The sequence below is a fragment of the Chitinivorax tropicus genome, assembly GCF_014202905.1.
GTDB lineage: Bacteria > Pseudomonadota > Gammaproteobacteria > Burkholderiales > SCOH01 > Chitinivorax > Chitinivorax tropicus.
The window spans coordinates 1-1,561 of sequence record NZ_JACHHY010000080.1 but is presented as its reverse complement, the minus strand read 5'-3'; the positions used below and the strand labels follow the sequence as shown (position 1 = coordinate 1,561).

Here is a 1,561-nt window from a genome sequence, read left to right as displayed (position 1 = left end):
AAGGTCGTGTTGATTTCGTAAGTCAGCGTCCCATCATCTTCAATGAATCCGTACGGAATGCATAACCCGATTTCCTTGGGAATTTCATTGGGCTTGCGGTAACGTAATCGCTTCGCCAACTGCTGAAAATAGGGATTCGAAATACTGAAGCCAGGCTCGTTCTCGGAATTGCTAAAGCTTTGCTCCACGATGAACAAAACCCCCTCCCGCCACAGATAGAATCGAACATCATTCCACACCAGACTATCAGGAATACCCCAATCTTTCTCTGGTTTGGCTGCTAGCTGTTTGGCTAGTTTTTTCTCCTTTTCTGAGATATCCGCCTTGTAATCTGCAATCGCCGATGAAATGCCTTCTGCCTTATCAGGATCACGCGCCATATCCTCCTGAAGCAGTTCGATGAAACCATGTAATTTTTGAATTTCTTGCTTGGTATCCCGAATCAGCGCTTTTAATGAAGAGCGCTCATCCTCCAAGATTTCAGTTAAAATCCCCTTCGGCACATTCGCAACCAGGCGAATACTCATATTGTCAATATCGATACCAGTGCCAGATTCCATATACAGCTTTTCACCAAAGCCTTCTTTATAGCCACCTTCCCAGTAACCACCCCACTGCAGCCCACCTTGTACGCTGAATACTGCCCGACCCTGGCATTCCTGCAGCTGGCCCATCATTGGCATAAAATCAGGCATCAATACCTGACGCTTTTCAGCACCTGGAATGGCCTTCAATTGCTTTTCCAGCTGCTCACGCTCTCTCGCTTCATCAGTTGTCGGCTCGCTGGCATCAGTACACCCGGCCAGTAGCGCTCCCATCATCAACAAACCGACCTTGATTGGTTTCATGTCTATCCTATTGTCGTTGGCGCGGCTGGGTCAGGAAGGTGAGGTGACGCGCCTGCATCTGCCAGGGTTTTGTTGCATAAACGAGGCGCAGCGTGGAAAGCCCCTTTTCTCTGATGGATTGATGGCATGCGGCACCGTTGTCGGTGTTCCGAGCCCCAGGAAGCGATTCAGGATTACCGCACTCACTGAGCGGTCAGCTACTTGACGGTCGAAACCCTGCCCATGACATGCTCACACAGCAGCTGAAAGCAGCGCATCTTGGTTTCCACCAAGCTGCGCCAATGGTAGCTGCTCCACTTTTTTCAAATCTCTCGACCCAAGCGACACGTTGCACGCAGAATCTCGTTTCGGATAGGCAATCCAACACAATTTTCCTGCCATGACTTGGCATTCCTCCGAGTGACAGAACACTTCCACCTGTCGTTGAGCAATCACTTCGTCACCACTCTGGGTGGTGGAGGCGTCATCGACGCTGATAGAGGCAATCGGCGCATCGCCCATCGAATTGTCAGTCTCCGATCGCCCGGATTTCCAGCATTCAGCATCAATGCCCAAGCGCACCTTGTGCCACTGGCGGCTGTATGTTGCGCCATGTCGCTGCGTTGTCTACTCGCCAGCCTCAGCGCAATTCCGGCAAAAGCGGCTCTGTTGTGCGGATGCGCATGGTGCGGACCAGCTCATCCAAACGTTTTTGATTACGTTCAAAAGGTGCG

The 1,561-nt window shown here is 51.1% G+C and carries 1 protein-coding gene and 1 pseudogene; both read right to left on the bottom strand.

The window, feature by feature from the left end:
* A pseudogene (locus HNQ59_RS19375) lies at positions 1-848 on the bottom strand (hypothetical protein); the annotation flags it as partial.
* Between the two features lie 231 nt (positions 849-1,079).
* Complete coding sequence (locus tag HNQ59_RS19370; RefSeq protein WP_221320304.1) at positions 1,080-1,349, bottom strand: hypothetical protein; 270 nt, start codon at positions 1,347-1,349, stop codon at positions 1,080-1,082.
* Positions 1,350-1,561 lie beyond the last annotated feature (212 nt).